Origin of the sequence: Phytohabitans houttuyneae, from assembly GCF_011764425.1 — a bacterium.
GTDB lineage: Bacteria > Actinomycetota > Actinomycetes > Mycobacteriales > Micromonosporaceae > Phytohabitans > Phytohabitans houttuyneae.
Genome location: NZ_BLPF01000005.1, coordinates 334,055 through 348,773 on the forward strand (window position 1 = coordinate 334,055; position 14,719 = coordinate 348,773).

Annotated in this window: 17 protein-coding genes; 7 read left to right on the forward strand and 10 right to left on the reverse strand. The window is 69.9% G+C overall.

Features of this window, described 5'->3' with window-relative positions:
* The first annotated feature begins 43 nt into the window (after positions 1–43).
* Positions 44–781: a hypothetical protein gene (locus tag Phou_RS50235; RefSeq protein WP_173072057.1), complete on the forward strand. Its 738-nt coding sequence runs from the start codon at positions 44–46 to the stop codon at positions 779–781.
* A 103-nt stretch (positions 782–884) separates the two neighbouring features.
* Here Phou_RS50235 and Phou_RS50240 read toward each other — a convergent pair whose 3' ends face one another.
* A complete protein-coding gene (locus Phou_RS50240; protein ID WP_173072059.1) occupies positions 885–2,150 on the reverse strand; it encodes an IPT/TIG domain-containing protein in 1,266 nt (421 codons plus the stop codon).
* 167 nt (positions 2,151–2,317) lie between these two features.
* Positions 2,318–3,877, reverse strand: a complete 1,560-nt coding sequence (locus Phou_RS50245; protein WP_173072061.1) for an endo-1,4-beta-xylanase — start codon at positions 3,875–3,877, stop codon at positions 2,318–2,320.
* 258 nt (positions 3,878–4,135) lie between these two features.
* On the opposite strand from Phou_RS50245, the gene Phou_RS50250 reads away from it, so the two are divergent.
* The 4 genes from Phou_RS50250 (at position 4,136) to Phou_RS50265 (ending at position 8,389) form a co-directional block, all read left to right on the forward strand.
* The gene (locus Phou_RS50250) at positions 4,136–5,056 is read left to right on the forward strand and encodes an aminoglycoside phosphotransferase/kinase family protein (RefSeq protein WP_173072063.1); all 921 of its coding nucleotides are present in this window, start codon (positions 4,136–4,138) and stop codon (positions 5,054–5,056) included.
* Entirely contained in the window at positions 5,049–5,600 is a 552-nt protein-coding gene (locus Phou_RS54875; RefSeq protein ID WP_173072065.1) for an alpha/beta hydrolase family protein, read from the forward strand. The genes Phou_RS50250 and Phou_RS54875 overlap by 8 nt, the downstream gene beginning before the upstream one ends.
* A 177-nt stretch (positions 5,601–5,777) precedes the next feature.
* Positions 5,778–7,985 carry an alpha/beta hydrolase gene (locus Phou_RS50260; RefSeq protein ID WP_173072067.1) on the forward strand — a complete coding sequence of 736 codons (2,208 nt, stop codon included), beginning with the start codon at positions 5,778–5,780 and terminating at the stop codon, positions 7,983–7,985.
* Positions 7,986–8,095: 110 nt separating this feature from the next.
* Complete coding sequence (locus Phou_RS50265; protein ID WP_173072069.1) at positions 8,096–8,389, forward strand: YiaA/YiaB family inner membrane protein; 294 nt, start codon at positions 8,096–8,098, stop codon at positions 8,387–8,389.
* 68 nt (positions 8,390–8,457) lie between these two features.
* Here the strand turns inward: Phou_RS50265 and Phou_RS50270 are convergent, their stop codons facing one another.
* Genes Phou_RS50270 through Phou_RS50285 form a run of 4 tightly spaced genes read right to left on the reverse strand, consistent with a single transcriptional unit; the run spans position 8,458 to position 10,762 of the window.
* The gene (locus Phou_RS50270) at positions 8,458–9,105 is read right to left on the reverse strand and encodes a hypothetical protein (protein WP_173072071.1); all 648 of its coding nucleotides are present in this window, start codon (positions 9,103–9,105) and stop codon (positions 8,458–8,460) included.
* 53 nt (positions 9,106–9,158) lie between these two features.
* Positions 9,159–9,659, reverse strand: a complete 501-nt coding sequence (locus tag Phou_RS50275) for a DUF456 domain-containing protein (RefSeq protein WP_173072073.1) — start codon at positions 9,657–9,659, stop codon at positions 9,159–9,161.
* A 45-nt stretch (positions 9,660–9,704) separates the two neighbouring features.
* A complete protein-coding gene (locus Phou_RS50280; protein ID WP_173072075.1) occupies positions 9,705–10,232 on the reverse strand; it encodes an NUDIX domain-containing protein in 528 nt (175 codons plus the stop codon).
* A gap of 2 nt (positions 10,233–10,234) precedes the next feature.
* The gene (locus Phou_RS50285) at positions 10,235–10,762 is read right to left on the reverse strand and encodes an AAA family ATPase (RefSeq protein WP_173072077.1); all 528 of its coding nucleotides are present in this window, start codon (positions 10,760–10,762) and stop codon (positions 10,235–10,237) included.
* Between the two features lie 102 nt (positions 10,763–10,864).
* On the opposite strand from Phou_RS50285, the gene Phou_RS50290 reads away from it, so the two are divergent.
* Complete coding sequence (locus tag Phou_RS50290) at positions 10,865–11,278, forward strand: hypothetical protein (RefSeq protein ID WP_173072079.1); 414 nt, start codon at positions 10,865–10,867, stop codon at positions 11,276–11,278.
* 620 nt (positions 11,279–11,898) lie between these two features.
* Here the strand turns inward: Phou_RS50290 and Phou_RS50295 are convergent.
* The 3 genes from Phou_RS50295 to Phou_RS50305 all read right to left on the reverse strand — a co-directional run bounded on the left by Phou_RS50295 (position 11,899) and on the right by Phou_RS50305 (position 13,608).
* Positions 11,899–12,588, reverse strand: a complete 690-nt coding sequence (locus tag Phou_RS50295; RefSeq protein WP_173072081.1) for a DUF3159 domain-containing protein — start codon at positions 12,586–12,588, stop codon at positions 11,899–11,901.
* A 33-nt stretch (positions 12,589–12,621) separates the two neighbouring features.
* A complete protein-coding gene (locus tag Phou_RS50300; protein WP_173072083.1) occupies positions 12,622–13,284 on the reverse strand; it encodes a class I SAM-dependent methyltransferase in 663 nt (220 codons plus the stop codon).
* Positions 13,285–13,404: 120 nt separating this feature from the next.
* The gene (locus Phou_RS50305; RefSeq protein WP_173072085.1) at positions 13,405–13,608 is read right to left on the reverse strand and encodes a cold-shock protein; all 204 of its coding nucleotides are present in this window, start codon (positions 13,606–13,608) and stop codon (positions 13,405–13,407) included.
* Between the two features lie 284 nt (positions 13,609–13,892).
* Between Phou_RS50305 and Phou_RS50310 the strand changes: the two genes are divergently transcribed.
* Positions 13,893–14,147, forward strand: a complete 255-nt coding sequence (locus Phou_RS50310; protein WP_173072087.1) for a hypothetical protein — start codon at positions 13,893–13,895, stop codon at positions 14,145–14,147.
* A 19-nt stretch (positions 14,148–14,166) separates the two neighbouring features.
* Here the strand turns inward: Phou_RS50310 and Phou_RS50315 are convergent, their stop codons facing one another.
* A complete protein-coding gene (locus Phou_RS50315) occupies positions 14,167–14,613 on the reverse strand; it encodes a response regulator (RefSeq protein WP_173072089.1) in 447 nt (148 codons plus the stop codon).
* Positions 14,614–14,719: the final 106 nt, after the last annotated feature.

The following is a 14,719-nucleotide window of genomic DNA, read 5'->3' on the forward strand; positions in this document are numbered from 1 at the left end:
CCAGCAGCTTGTCTTCCGCGAGCAGCACCTGCACGAGGCCGATTTGTCCGGCCGGCGGCTGGTCCAGCTGGCCGCAGTCGGCTCGGTGTTCACCCGATGCCGCTTCGAACGCCTGCGGGTGGAGTCCGCGAGCCTCGGCGCCGGTGTCATGGTTTCCGAGTACATCGACTGCTCGTTCGACGGCTCCCGGATAGCGCGGATGGGCAGCGGGTTCACCAGGTTCGTACGCTGTTCCTTCCGAGACGTCGACCTGCGCGGGTGGGAAAGCCACTACCTCGAGCTGGTCGACTGCGTGTTCACCGGGCAAATCCGGTCCAGCCAGTTCTGGGGACGCCCCGAGCCACTCGGCGCCCGCAACCGGTTCGCCGCGTACGTCCGGCGGTGTGAGCAGGATGGCATCGAGCCGTCCGCCGAACAGCTGTATCTGCGGGAGCGCAACGAATTTCGCGACAACGACTTCTCCGGCGCCGACCTGGTGGACGTCTACTTCCGTTACGGCATCGACCTGAGCCAGCAACGACTGCCCACCGGCGAGGACTACCTCTACCTCCCAGACGGACAGGCAGCGATCGACCGCGCCCTGGCTCTGCTGACCGACCACCCGCCAGCGGACGATGTCCGGGCGAAGGCCGACCGCTTCCTGCGCAGCGTATTGGGCCGCGAGATCGACGCCGGGCAGCGACAGCTCCTGCTGCGTGCCAAAGACTTCCAGCGGCGCGGCGCCATCCCGCCCTACGTAGAGGTGGCCATGGACCTGCTCCACCAAGCCGTCGCGGCGTAACGACGCGGCGGTGCGGGCCGCGCGGGAGCAGCCCGACCGCGGAGGGTGAGGCCGCGGGAGCAACGGTCCGGACCACCGCGGACGTCGCGGTAGCTCAATGTGTTTAGGGCAGTTGAACGTCGATTTTGACGGCCGGGCTGCCGCTGCCCGTGTCGTCCCGGACGATGATTTCGGCGGCGGGGTTTGCCTTCCAGCCGAGTGCCTCCAGCGCTTTTCGGTCCACATTGGTCGGTAGGACCGCGGTGACCGACGTGGGTGCCCATTCGCGGACGGGCAGTGGGCGGCCGTCGAGCAGGACCTGGTTGAACGTCGTGGCCGCCCGTCCCTGTGCGTGGAAGCCCTCGCCGGTGATGAGGATTTCGCGGTCGGTGCCCAGCCGCACGCGCATCGGCGTCACCGAGGTGACGACCGGTGCCAGGCCGGTCTCCAGTTGCTTTTTGGCGAGGTAGGCGAGCGTCGATACGCCGGCGAGGCTGAGCAGGGTCGCGGGGATGGTGGGCAGGCCCTTGCTCGGCTCGATCGCGCTCGTGGTGGCGAAAATGATGAAGAAGTACATCAGGGTCACGAGGTTGAACGCGGCGTACTGGAAGTCGAGCAGGTCGGCTTGGCCTTTGTCACCGCTGACCAGTTCGGCCAGGCCGCGGCCTACGCCGGGTTCGCTGGTGTCGGGGGTTTTGACTATCTGTTCGTTTGCCACCTTGCCGGAGATGATGCCTTTCGCCGCCACCGCGCCGGCGATGGGGAGTCCGAGGAGGGCGATGTACTCGGGCCGGAAGCCGGCGTCGAGGAACTCTTTCATCGCGTCGCCGTAGCGGCGGACGCCGGGCGTGTCTAGACCGCCGAAAAGTCGCCGGCCGAGCACGCTCATATACACGAGGGTGAACAGCACCGCGTAGGTCCACAGCACCGCTTGGACCTTGCTGGTGGATGCGCGGCCGTCGCTGCCGATCACGAGCGACTTCATGCCGGCGCGGCGGGCGCGTACCTGGGCGGCTGCCTGCTCGGCGGTCGCGCTGACCGCGACCTTGCTCGCTGCCTGCGCGTCGGCATCCGTGGCTGCGGCGCCGCCGCCGGCCCGCGCGGCGTCGGCGATGTCGCCGGCGGCGTTGCGGGCCGCCTCCACCTGCGGCGCGGCCGCCCGCACGGTCTTCTCGACCGACTCGTCGGCCTGCAGGCGCACCAGCATGTCGAGCACCAGAGTGATGGTCAGCAGGGCCCACGCCGCGAATACCGCAGACCAGCGTGGAGTGAAGGCGAAGCCGTCGACGTCGCGAGCGAGCAATGCGATGACGAAGACCACGGGAATGAGCACCGCGACCAGGACGCCGAGTCGTTGCCACACCCGCCCGCGGATTATGTTTCCACCCATCGTCGCCCCCAGCATTTTGCGCTTTTAAACGAATCACTTTTACCACGGTCCGCATAGCGGGCTGGTCGTGACGCGCATATAGAGGGGACTGGAGCGATCACACCGATTTAAAGAATAAAAGGTCCGGGACGGGCGAATCGCGCCCGTCCCGGACTGAAAGGGTGCTCTCAGGAGGCGGTGCACACCGGGCTCAGGCCGGTGGCCGTCCCGGTGCCTTGGAAACCGAACTCGGTGGACTGGCCGGCGTTAACCCGGCCGTTGTAGCTGACGTTGGTGAACTGCACGGCGCCCGTATTGCCGCTGCGGTTGGCGTTCCACGCGTTGGTCACCGTGGCGCCGGACGGCAGGGTGAGCCGCACATTCCACCCGTTGATCGGCGCGCTGCCGGCGGTGACCCGCACCGTGGCGACGAAGCCGCCGGTCCAGGCGTTCAGCGAGACCGAGGCCGAGCAGCCGGGGTTCGGGTTCGGTGAGACCGACGGCGACACGGACGGCGAGACCGACGGAGACACCGAGGGCGACACGGACGGGGAGACCGACGGAGAAACCGACGGAGAGACCGACGGCGACACGGTCGGGCTCGAGGTGGGGCCGCCGCGGCCGCGGTTCAGCTCCTCCAGGACCGCGGTGTACGCGGCCTTCTTCTGGTAGTTGCCGCTGCTGCCGGTGAACAGCAGACCCCGCTCCGAGGAGCGCCACGACTCGCTGTCGGCGATGCCCCACACGGTGATGCCGGTGCACCGCGAGACGTTCAGGCAGGCGCGCACGACCTTGCGGTAGTTTTCCGCCTGGCCGGTGCCGATGTCGTTGTTGCTCAGGTCGTCGTCGATGTCCAGCTCGGTGATGTGCACCTCGACGCCGAGGTCGGCGAAGCGCTGGATGTTGGCCTGCAGGTCATCGGAGATGATGCTGTTCGGGTTGTCGTTGAAGTGCGCCTGGAACCCGACGCAGTCGATGTACTGCCGGTAGGTGCGGACGATGTCGTACAGCGCGTTGGCCTTGCGGTTAGGGGTGCCGCCCCGGACCGTCAGGCCTTCGACGTCGTAGTCGTTGATGCACAGCTTGGTGCTGAACCCACCGGCCTGCACGACCTGCTTGGCCCGGATGAACGAGTCGCGGATGACGTCGGTGTCGCCGCTGTCGAAGAAGTCACCGTCGCCGTTCGCGTCCCGGTTCAGCGTGTGCGGCCACTGGGTGCGGCGGTTGCCGGTGTTGTTGTCGTCGAGCGCCTCGTTGACGACGTCCCAGTACGCGATCCGGTTGCCCCAGCGGTTGATGGCGTTGCCGATGAAGGTGTTCAGCGTCGCCTGGTTGGCACCCTGCAGTGAGCCGGCCTGCGAGTGCCACACGAGCGTGTGGCCGCGTACCAGCATGTTGTTGGTCTGGGCGTAGTTGACCAGCGTGTCGGCGTTGCCCGTGTTCTGCAGCCCACCGGACGACGTGGCGATCGTGGCCGGCTTCATGTCGTTCTCAGGGGTCAGCTGGTTGAACTCCTGGGCGACGATCGAGCTGAGCCGGCCGGGTGAGGCAGCGACCCCGAAGAACAGCCCGGCATTGGCGGCCGCGGCCCGCAGCGTCGTCTCGGCCGCGGCGGCCGGGCCGACGGACTGGATCGCCGCGGCGCCGCCGACCACCAGCAGGACCGCGGTCGGCAAAGCTATGCTCGTGAACCTTTTGCGCTGTCTCAGGGTGCTGCTCACGGGACCTTCCTCAATGCTAGGTGTCATGTGATCGGTATTCATGTATGTCTTTGAAGGGCAGTATCGATACCAGTCGGTCACACTGTCAACAACTTCCGGAAGTGTTCCGGAAATGTTCGGACGGCGGGAAAGCTTGCGGCGGCGGGTTGACGCAGGTAGAGGGAGTGGGTGAACGCGGCGCCTGACTCAGGGCGGCGATGATGACGCTCGGTGGCCGCCCTCGCAGAGGTGGTAGGTACCGGAACGTCCAAAGTGTGGCTTCCGGGGTGTGGCACAGTCCTGGGTGTGCCGTTGGACGAGGTGCCGGACTGGTTGCCGGCTTGGTGTCTGGACCATCTGGGCGGCCAGCCCGCCGACGTGCTGTTCCACTCGCGGCAGGTCTCGATGGTGTTCGGGCTGCGGTTGGCCGATGGCCGGGACGTCGTGGTCAAGGCGCGCTCCGACGACGGCCGGGCCGCGTCGTGTGTCGCGGCGCAGGCCGAGCTGGCTGGGCGCGGGTTTGCGTGTGCCCGTCCGCTCACGCCGGTGGTCGGTGTCGGTGCGCTGGCCGTGCACGCCGAGGAGTACCGGCCGGGAGGCGAGGTGTTGCAGGGGGACTCGCCGGACATTGCTGTGTGGTGCGCGGAGGTCTTCGCCCCGCTGATGGCCGAGCTCGCCGGCGTGCGCGTGGCGCCGCCGCTGCCGAATCCGCCGTGGGTGCGGTGGGACCACACCGAATCCGGGCTGTGGCCGGCGATCGACTTTCTCGACGGCCGGGACCAGAGCGTCGTGTCCGAGCACATCGTGGCGACGGCTGAGCGGGCCCGGAAGCGGCTGCTGGCCGCCGGCTTGCCGTGCGTGCTCGGCCACGCCGACTTCGAGGCGCAAAACCTGCGCTGGCGGGGACGCCAGGTGTGGGCGGTGCACGACTGGGACAGCCTGGCGTGGCAGCCGGAGGCGGCGCTGGTGGGGGCGGCGAGCGGGTCGTTCGCCAGTTCCGGGCCGCCCACGCTGGCGCCGATCGAAAGCTCCGAGGCGTTCCTGATGGCTTATCAAGATTTTCGAGGGCGCTTGTTCACGGCTGCGGAGCTGGAGGTCGCGTGGGCGGCCAGCTTGTGGATGGCTGCCTACAACGCCCGGGAGATGGCACTGTGCGGTGGCAGCCCCGCGGGCGGCGAGGCGCTGCGGGCGCAGGCAGCCGACCGCCTCCGCCGGGCCAATGCGTAGCGCCAGCCTGGACGCCGGCGGCAACGAGGTCATCGCGGCCAACGTCCCCGAGCATTCGCACGCCGGCATCCAGTGCTGGTGGGCCGGTGACTCCATCGCGCGGTACTTCGTGTCGGACGCGAGACGGATGCTGGACTACCGGGCCGCGCGCCCGGAAGTCGACCCGGCGCGGATAGGTGCCGCCGGCAACAGCGGCGGCGGTACCCTCACCTGCTGGCTCACGCTCGTCGAGCCGCGCCTCGCCGCGGCCGTGCCAAGCTGCTTCATCACCGCGCGGGAGCACTACCAGCGGTCCGGGCAGGCGCAGGACCCGGAGCAGATCATCCCGGGCGGCGCGCTGCACGGCCTGGACCACGAGGACTTCCTCATCGCCATGGCGCTGCTGGACGGGGACACCGCGCAGGGCGACGACCGGGCAACAGCGCGGGACGGGCTCTTGGACCTGCTGTTCGTCTACCTGTTGCGGACCTGGTTCGCCGAGTACCACGACGCCGCGGGCTGGGGCCGCGCTTTGTTGACCCCACACCGACCGACCGTTCATTGATTGACGTAGCCCAATGTATTTGGGTATGTTATCGCTCACATGTGCCGGGCATCCTGCGAGGTATGGCGTTGTCGGAGCCGACCTGCCGGCCGGAAGCGGGGCCACGCCGGTCCGCTGGGCCACGAACACGGAGCCGACCTCGGGTTGCCGCTCACGACAGCGCGAGGAGTCTAGGCAATGGCTGGTGCGTTTCAGCAGTGGTGGCGGACACGCGGCGCCGATGTACGCCGCTGCCTGGCAGTGCTCGGCACCCTCGTCCTAGGAGCGACGGTCGTGCTGACCGGAGCCCAGCCGGCGGCGGCGGCGACCCCGTGGCTCAGCGTGTCCGACGGTTTCGTGTCGTTCCGGATTCCGGCCGCCGACCTCGAAAGCGCGTTGGGTACGGTGTCGAGCGTCGTCGTCGAAGCGGACTTCGGTCCGTCCTTCGCCATCGCGGACCTGGGCCTTGGACGTTCCGGGGACGCCTGGACCTCGGTGATCGGCCCGCTGCGGCCAGGGCTGTACCAGTACCGGATTCGGGCCGACGGCACCAAGCTCCTCAAGGACCCGACCAACGCCACCACGGTCACCTCCGACCCGACCTGGAGCACGTTCCTCGTCGAGGGTGACTCCGCCAGCCTGCTGGCGGACGTGCCCGCCGGTCAGGGCGGTGCCCTCGGCACCGTCAGCTATCCGGCCGGGCCGCAGCAGACGCGGTCCGCCACCGTGTGGACTCCACCCGGCTACGACGCGCACCGCAGCCGCCCCTACCCCGTGCTTCACCTCCAGCAGGGCGCGGACCGCAGCCGTACCGACTGGCTCGACCTCGGGCGCGCCAAGCAGATTCTCGACAACCTCGCCGTGCGGCGGCAGATCGAACCCATGGTGGTCGTGCTGGGTGACGGCAACGCCCCCGATTTCCGGCAGGAGTTGCGCGCCATCGCGCGGGCGGTCCGGCGCGAGTACAACATCGCCGATGACCCCGCGCGCCGGGCACTCGCGGGCGCCTCGGCCGGCGGGACCCAGGTGCTGCGCTCCGCCCTCACCCATCCCGGGGAGTTCGCTTACGTGGGCTCGTTTGCCGGCCCGCTGACCAGCGAACACCTCCGGATCGACGGCCACGCCGTCAACGCTGGAACCCGGCTGCTGCGCCTCTACACCGGGAACATGACCGACCCCGCGTACAACCCGACGTACAGGACCCTGCGCACGCTCGACCGGTCCGGGGTCCGGCACGACTTCGACGGAGTGAACCCGGATGACGGCCACACCTGGAACACCTGGCGGGAGAATCTTGCCGACTTCCTGCCGCGCTTGTTCCGGCCGGTCCACGACCACCGTCCGAGTGCCGGCCACCTGCCGTTGATCAGGGAGTTCGCGACGCCGGCTCCGGGCACCACGCCGACGCCGTGGCTCACCCAGGACGCCAACGGAGACACCTTCGTCACCGTCGAGACGGGCAGCGAGTACGCGAGCGCGGGCCGGGTGACCCTCTGGGGCAACTGGGCGCCGGGCGGAAGCTGGGTCAATGTTCCGCTCACCCGTACCGGTGACCGGTGGCGGGGGACCGTGGGTCCGCTCAAGCCCTGGTTCTACTACTACAAGTTCATCGTCGACCTGGTGTCGAAGAAGGACACCGCGAACCCGACGCGCATCACCACGGAACCGACCTGGAGCACATTCCTCGCCCCCGGACGGGCCGCCCGACCGCTGACCGATGTGCGGGCCGGTCGGGGCGGCACGCTTGCGACCCTGACCTACACCAGCACCGTGGTCGCGGCCGAACGCACCGCCTACGTGTGGACACCGCCCGGCTACGACCCCGCTCGGGCGGAGCCGTATCCGGTGCTGTACCTCCAACACGGCGGCGGCCAGAACTACACCGACTGGGTGGAGATGGGCCGCGCCAAGCAGATCCTCGACAACGGCTTCCGCGACGGGAAGCTCGTGCCGATGGTGGTGGTGATGGGCAACGGCAACGTGCCGGACTTCGGGAAGGAGTTGCTGGACAACATCGTCCCAGCGGCCCGGGCGGCGTACCACATCTCGCACGACCCGGCGCGGCAGGCGCTTGCCGGCCTGTCGATGGGTGGGTTCCAGGCTCTCGACGTGCTCAAGACGCATCCCGGCGAGTTCGCGTACATCGGCACGTTCTCCGCGGGGGTGTTCAACTCGACGGGCTTCGACGTCGCGGCGGTCAACGACGGCACAAAGCTGCTGCGGATGTACACCGGCAATGTGACGGACTTCGTCTACCCGCTTGTGTTGTCCACGATGGCGACCTTCGACACCCTCGGAATCCGGTACGAGTTCGCCGGGGTGACGCCAGGTCCGCACGGCTGGGACGCGTGGCAGAAGAACCTCATCGACTTCGCGCCGCGGCTGTTCCGGCCCGACAGCACCTGACAGGCAGCAACAGGTCGACAGCATCGAAGCCTCGACGGGAGTACTCGTACACGCCGCCGGTGAGTACCCGTGCTCAATGAACCGGCGGCGCCGGCCGCGACCATCGATGCATGACCACCTCGGTTCCGCGCAAGACCACTACGGCGTTCTTCGTGCAGGCGGTGCTGTCGTTCGCCATCTCGCTGTTCGCGGCCTGCGTCGCGATCGTCTACCTGCCGGTCGGGATCTGGATCCGCGCGTTTCTGGCCCTCGCGCTGCTCTACGTCGTCACGTCCGCGTTCACGCTGGCCAAGTGCATCCGTGACTACCAGGAGAGCTCCGAAGTGGTCAGTCGCGTGGACCAGGCCCGCCTGGACAAGCTGCTCACCGAACACGACCCCTTCAAAGTGCACTCGACCGGCTAGCGCGGGGGCCGCACCAACCCTGCCGGCGGAGCCGGCCACGGTGGATGGCCGCCGCGCGAGCGCCAACCCTACTTGTCCCTGCCCAGCGACTCCGCCGCCCCGCGCAGCAGCTGGCTGACCCGAACCAGCTCATCCGACACAAGCATGAGCAGGCGGCCCGAGTAGCTCCTGGCCATGCGCAGGAGCCTCGCCGCGACCGGGTCGACCTCGTCGAGCTCGCGCAAAGCCCGCCGCACCGTGGTCTTGTCCATCTTGCGCATGGCGGATGCGGCGCGGTGGGGATGCTCGCGCAGCAGCTTGTGCAGCCACAGCTGGGTCTCCGGGCCGTAGAGCGGGCTGGTCAGCAGGTCCGGTATCCACTTCCTGAGCGCGTCTTCGAGCTCAGCGGCGGCGGGGGACGGCAGGGTCTTCGGGCGGGCGGCGCTGTGCAGTGCGTACCGGCGGGCCAGCTCAGCCGTCAACAGCCCGCCGCCGACCAGAGCGAGCGCGTCGGCGCCGGCCAGCGCGGTCGCGGCCGTGGGCGCGTTTGTCGCGAAGGTGGCCACGGTCGGCGCCGCCACAAACGATGTCGCCGCCACGAACACGCCGATCGTCGCGAGCCTCTTCAACGCGGGCGAGGCGGCCTCTTTGGACTGCGACGACGGGCTGGCGCCTTGACTCTGCTGGACCTGGTGGACGACCGAATACTCCGGACGGTGCGGAAAAGGACTGCTCATGGGCGCTCCTGCACGCGCGGCCTTTTGCCGGGACAGTAGTGCACCACGGCCACTCAGGTCACCAGCAGACCGCCGCCCCACGCGGCCGCGATCGCCAGGGCGGCGGCCAGTTCGATCAGCATCGACAGGCCTGCGGCCTTCAGCGCGTGCACTGTGGACGGCCACGCCTGCCGGTGGTCACCCAGCCGCACCCGCTCGGCCAGCCACACCCCGAGGACGAAGCCCAACACAAGACCCACGATGGGTACCACGAAAAAGCCCACCAGGCCGAGGACCCCGCCCACCAGCAGCGTGCGGTTTGGCACCCCGGAGCGTTTGAGGTTGCGGCCCGGCCACAGGTACTTGACCGCGGTGCCGCCCGCCGCCAGCCCGGTGGCGACGGCGAGGACCAGCCACTTCGGCCAGCCCGCGTCGGAGAGCAGCGCCCAGGCCAGCACGCCGAGCCAGCACAGCAGCAGGCCGGGCAGCACCGGCACCACCACGCCGACGATGCCCGCGGCGATGGCGAGGCCGCACAGCAGCGTGACGGTGGAGTTCGTGTCGGTGAGTTCCACGCCGTCAAGCCTGCCGCACGCGGGCCACCTTCGCTGGGTGAGCGGCTACGGCCTGTCGCTGACCTCGCGCAGGCGGCGGTACGCCTCGAAGCCGTCCGGCACCCACTCCCACTCGGCCAGCCGCTGGTCCAGCTCCTCCTCGGTGAGGAAGGCGTGCCAGTCGACCTCCTCCGGCTGCGGCCGCACCGGACCGTCGATCCGCACCTCGTAAATGGCGGACCACCACGTGTGCTGCGGCGTCTCGTACAGGAACCGGAACAGCGGCACCGGCGCGAGCGGCCCCTCGACGCCCAGCTCCTCGGCCGCCTCGCGGGCGGCGGCCGCGTCGTAGGTCTCGCCGGCGCCGACCACCCCGCCGACGAACATGTCGTACAGCGACGGGAAGACAAGCTTCCGCGCGGTGCGGCGGTGCACGAAGATCCGCCCCTGCGGGTCGCGGGCGAGCACGAAGGCGGCGCGGTGGCGCAAGCGGTTCGCGTACACCTCGCGGCGCGGCGCCTGCCCCACCACCACGTCGTGCTCGTCGACCACGTCCAGGATCTCGTCTTCGGAGAGCGGCGCTTCGTCGGTCACGTTCAGATCGTAAGCGAGCGGCGTACCGTGGCGACCCGCTCCGCCAACGGCCCCGCCGGCACCTCGACGAGCGTGTAGCCGAGCTCGCGGTAGGTGTGCTCGTGGACCCGTTCGAAGGTCAGCGAGTCCGCGAAGCTGAGCCGGCGCGCGGCGGTGCGTTCCACGAAGCCCTGGTTTCGCACGAAGAGGACGGTCCGCTCGTACTCGCCCTCGGCCCGCGCGACCTCCTCGCGCAGCAGGCGGGACGGCGGCAGGCCGAGGTGGCGGCACAGCGCCAGCGTGCAGACCGGCGAGCGGTCGAAGAACGTGACGCCGCCCGCCGCCGCGGCCGCGAAGCGCCGCCGCTGCAGGGCCGCGACCTGGTCCACGAAGTCGTGCTCGCGCCACGGCTCGGCCCGCCCGAGCGCCCGCCACAGCGCGATCACGTCGGTGGCGGCCTCCTCCACAACGGCGTGGCCGTCGAGCTCGAGCTGGCGCAGGATCGCGGTCTTACCGGAGCCGGGCGTGCCGGTCAGGATGTACGCAGGCATGGTCGTCCCTCGCAGGGTCAGGATCGGGAGGCGGCCCCGCGAAATCCGAGAGCGGTGCTCGATCGGTGCGGTGCCTCGACCAGCGTACCTATCGTGGCGGTCATGCAGGCTGAGTGGACGACGGCCGATGTGTGGGTCTTCGCCGCGATCGAGGGGAGCGGGCCGGACGACGGCTACACGCTGGCCCAGATCGTTGCCAAGGCCGACGGCATCAACCACGCCATCCTGCTGGAGCGGGAGCTCACCCAGGCCGTGCCGCGGCTGCTCGCCGCCGGCCTGATCGGCGCCGACGCCGAAGCCGACCGCTACTGGCACACCGAGGCCGGGCGCGCGCTGCGGCAGCGCTGGATCAAGCGGGGCGGCCTGTTCAGCTGGGGCAAGGCGATGATGCCCGCGCTGCGCCGGATGGGCCCGCCGCAGGACGGGGAGTGGCGGCTGCCGGCCGGGGCGTTCGAGCGCGCCGTCCAGGCCCATCTGGCCTGGGGCGAGTCGATGCTCAAGCGCCGAAGGAGCTAGAAGCAGCAGATCAGAGCTACCGCGATGTCCGCGGTGGTCCGGACCGTTGCTCCCGCGGTCTCACCGTCCGCGGTGGGCGATCTCCCGCGGTCTCACCCTCCGCGGTGGGGCGGGCCTCGTCTGCTCGTGGTGGGCGGGCTCCGGCGGTCTCATCGTTCGTGGTGGGTTAGATCCTGCGGCTCATCGTTCGTGGTGGGCGACTTCCGCGGTCTCACCGTTTGCGGTGGGCGAGTTCTGGCGGCCTCACCGTTCGCGGTGGGCGAGATCCCGCAGCCTTACCTCCGCGGTGCGCGATCTCACCCCGGCCCGCCAGGGAGTGGCGGCCCGATCCCTTGATCGGCGCCACTACCCCGGCGCCGAGTGCGAAGGACATCGCGGCAGATCGGGCCGATCCGCTAGCGCGCTTCGGTTTGTGCCGGCTCGGAGGTGGCGGCGGCCTGTGCGGGCAGTGTCGGTGGGTCGGGGGTGACCGGGTGGCGCAGGCCCGGGTGGTCGGCGGTCGGGCGGATCCGCTAGCGCGCTTCGGTTTGTGCCGGCTCGGAGGTGGCGGCGGACTGTGCGGGCAGTGTCGGTGGGTCGGGGGTGACCGGGTGGCGCAGGCCCGGGCGGTCGCGGATCCGCTAGCGTGCCTCGGTCTGTGCCGGCTCGGAGGTGGCGGCGGACTGTGCGGGCAGCGTCGGTGGGTCGGGTGTGACCGGGTGGCGCAGGCCCGGGTGGTCGGCGGGCAGCGTGCGGCGGATCACCCACCAGCTCACGGCCAGGCAGGCGGCGACCAGCGGCCAGGTCAGGGCGGCCCGCGCGACGCCGAGCGCGGCCACCTGGTCGGCGGCGTAGAGGGGGAGGAAGACGGCGAGGCGCAGCGCGTACTGCAGGACCCAGATCCAGCTTGCCCGGCCGTAGGCGCGCAGCAGGTCCGGGTCGCGGCGCCACCGGGTGCGCTGGCGCAGGACCGCGCCGACGATCACGCCCAGCAGCGGCCACCGCAGGACGATGCTGACCGCCCAGACGAGGGCGCTGGCGGCGTTGGAGACGAGCTGGAGCAGGAAGAAGTCGGCGGCGCGGCCGGTGCGGACCGCGATCAGGGCGGCCACGCAGACGGCGAGCAGGCCGACAAGAGCGGCGCCGGGCTTGGCGCCGCGCGACAGTCGCCAGACGGCGACGGCGGCGCCGGCCACGAGCGCGGCGATCACGCCGCCCCACAGTGACTGGCCGCCGGCGAGCCAGCCGGCGGCGAACGCGAGCGGTGGTGCCGTCGCGTCCACCGCTCCGCGCCGACCTCCGAGCAGGTCAGCGAGCGACTCGTCCCTCACGTTAGGGAAGCCTAACTTAGTGAGATCCGCTCGTCACGCCTGCTCGGCCGTGGTGGCCTGCACCGCGAAGACGTCGGCGCGCCGGATCTGCGCGTCCTCGGGTGGCCCGGCGACCGGGGTGTGATAGGTGGCGACGCGCCGCAGCTGGCTCTCCGGCAGGTGCCGCCGGTCCGGGTCGCCCAGCAGGACGTGTGCGCCGCGCTCGACCGCCCGGGTCAGAAACGGCACGACCCGCTGTGCAATGGGCCCGTCGTAGAGGGCGTCGCCGGCGAGGACGACCTCCGCGCCGTCGCCGTCACCGTCCAGCATGTCGCCGGGGGCTGGGCTGATGGTGACGCCGTTGATCCGGGCGTTCGCGGCTATCGCGGCGATCGCGTACGGGTCGATGTCGTTGGCCGTCACGGCCTTGGCCCCGGCCAGCGCGGCGGCGATCGCCACGAGGCCGGATCCAGAGGCGATGTCGAGCACCGTGCGGCCCGCGACGGAGGCTGGATTATCGAGGATGTACCGGGCGAGAGCCTGGCCGCCGGCCCACGCGGACGCCCAGTAGGGCGCGCGCAAGGGCCGGCCCGCGGTAGCCTCCAGGCGCGCCCACAGGATGATGGCGTCCTCAGCGAGGAACAGCCTCACCTCTGGCACCAGCGGCGCGTGCGCGAGCCGGAGCTGGTCAAGGCTGGTGAATCCGGGCGCGTCCAATGTGTTCAGCTTGCACTCTCCACATAGGAGCGGCGGCCGGAGCCGGCGGCTCCGGCGCGTAGGCAGGACCTACCGCGTTGGCGTGCTCGACGCGCGCGGCGACGCCAACCCGAACTCAGCTCAGATCAGCCGGATGTTGGCAGCCTGCGGACCCTTCTGACCCTGCTGGATCTCGAACTCCACGCGCTGGTTTTCCTCGAGGCTGCGGTAGCCATCAGCGGAGATGGCGCTGTAGTGGGCGAACACGTCCGGGCCGTTGCCGTCCTGCGTGATGAAGCCAAAACCCTTGTCCGCGTTAAACCACTTGACCGTGCCGGTAGCCATGACTTTCTCCTTGTCGAAGGCCGATGGGGCCTACACCGTGTAGGCGCCCAGTCGCCGTGTTGATTCAATCCTCGTCCGGAAAAAGTCCGGAAAAACAAAGAACGCCTGGTGGTCTTCGTTACCAGGCGTTGGCAAAGTCCGTGGAAGTCCCAAAACCGCAACAGCGTAGAGGCTACCACGTTGGGGGAGGTGCCGCCGGGGAAACGGCGACTACGATGAGCGAGGCCATCGATCCCGGAGTTCGCGCGCCGCCCCTCGCGGCCGAAGCAGGAGACGATCACCACATGCACGTTCTCTTTCTAGGCGGTCCCTGGCACGGCGAGCGCCACGAGGTCATCCCGTCACGGCGGGCACGCGGCAGCGAAGGACTGCCCCAGCAGTACAGCGTGCGCGAGTCCCTCGGCGGCGCCCTCGCCGGCGAAGGCGGCGGCGCGCCGGCCGGCGACCGTGTCATCTACACCCGGCGGTTCGCTCAGGGCGCCGGCGAGCGGAGGGCGGTCTACGTGGCGCCCGACTACCGCGGGCCCGCCCGCGCGTAAGGCGAGCAGGCGACTACTCTCAGTCCCGCTTCGGGCGGGCTGAGAGTTCGCCGTAGAAGTCGTAGATCCTCGCAATCGCCGCGTCGAGGTCGACAAGGTCGATCGGCTTGGTGACGTAGGCGTTGGCGCGCCCGGCGTAGCTCGCGGAGATGTCCGAGGGCTGCTCCGACGTGGTCAGGATGACCACCGGGATCGTGGCCAGGGCCTGGTCGGACTTGACGGCGGCGAGGACCTGGCGGCCGTTCATCCGGGGCATGTTGAGGTCCAGCAGGATCAGGTCCGGCCGCGGCGCCTCGCTGTGGTCCGCCTCGCGGCGCAGAAAGGCGAGAGCCTCCACCCCGTCGTGCGTGACGTGCAGCCGCACCGGTGCGTGGTGCTCGGCGAATGCCTGCCGGATCAGGGCGATGTCCGCCTCGTCGTCGTCGACGAGCAGCACGTGGTAAGGGTGGTCCGGTTCGTTCGTCAAAAGACGCCTCTTCGCAAGGTGTAACCACGGACAGTCCGGCGTGAGCGTACCTCTGCGCCGGATCGGGTCTTGACCCTGACACCGTGTCAGCCGGCAGCATCGAGGT

What these genes read in the sequence shown, in the direction of transcription:
- Phou_RS50240 (WP_173072059.1), bottom strand. Translation starts at nt 2,150, where the DNA reads ATGGGTGGAAACATAATCCGCGGGCGGGTGTGGCAACGACTCGGCGTC.
- Phou_RS50245 (WP_173072061.1), bottom strand. Translation starts at nt 3,877, where the DNA reads ATGACACCTAGCATTGAGGAAGGTCCCGTGAGCAGCACCCTGAGACAG.
- Phou_RS54875 (WP_173072065.1), top strand. Translation starts at nt 5,049, where the DNA reads ATGCGTAGCGCCAGCCTGGACGCCGGCGGCAACGAGGTCATCGCGGCC.
- Phou_RS50260 (WP_173072067.1), top strand. Translation starts at nt 5,778, where the DNA reads ATGGCTGGTGCGTTTCAGCAGTGGTGGCGGACACGCGGCGCCGATGTA.
- Phou_RS50265 (WP_173072069.1), top strand. Translation starts at nt 8,096, where the DNA reads ATGACCACCTCGGTTCCGCGCAAGACCACTACGGCGTTCTTCGTGCAG.
- Phou_RS50270 (WP_173072071.1), bottom strand. Translation starts at nt 9,105, where the DNA reads ATGAGCAGTCCTTTTCCGCACCGTCCGGAGTATTCGGTCGTCCACCAG.
- Phou_RS50285 (WP_173072077.1), bottom strand. Translation starts at nt 10,762, where the DNA reads ATGCCTGCGTACATCCTGACCGGCACGCCCGGCTCCGGTAAGACCGCG.
- Phou_RS50290 (WP_173072079.1), top strand. Translation starts at nt 10,865, where the DNA reads ATGCAGGCTGAGTGGACGACGGCCGATGTGTGGGTCTTCGCCGCGATC.
- Phou_RS50305 (WP_173072085.1), bottom strand. Translation starts at nt 13,608, where the DNA reads ATGGCTACCGGCACGGTCAAGTGGTTTAACGCGGACAAGGGTTTTGGC.
- Phou_RS50310 (WP_173072087.1), top strand. Translation starts at nt 13,893, where the DNA reads ATGCACGTTCTCTTTCTAGGCGGTCCCTGGCACGGCGAGCGCCACGAG.